The 255-nt window shown below is 37.6% G+C and carries 1 protein-coding gene; it reads left to right on the top strand.

The window, feature by feature from the left end; genetic code table 11:
• The coding region (locus M3627_RS20640) for an ATP-binding protein (RefSeq protein WP_251557301.1) at positions 1-255 on the top strand (255 nt) is incomplete at both ends.

The following is a 255-nucleotide window of genomic DNA, read 5'->3' as shown; positions in this document are numbered from 1 at the left end:
CTTTAAGTGAACGCCAACTTACTCAACTACAAGAAATAAATTGGCTGGAGCAACAGTATAATTTGATCTTATTAGGTCCTCCAGGAGTGGGAAAAACACACTTAGCCGTAGGCTTAGGCATCGAGGCTATTAACAAAGGTTATCAAGTTTACTTTGTGACAATGGGAGAATTAATTCAACTACTGAAAACGGAGGAGTTTGCGCATAAATCACAGGTACAGATGAAACGATTAAGAGCTTCTGATTTAGTTATTA

Origin of the sequence: Psychrobacillus sp. MER TA 171, assembly GCF_023713305.1 — a bacterium.
In the GTDB taxonomy this organism is placed as follows: Bacteria; Bacillota; Bacilli; order Bacillales_A; family Planococcaceae; genus Psychrobacillus.
This window is presented reverse-complemented; position numbering and strand designations above follow the sequence as displayed.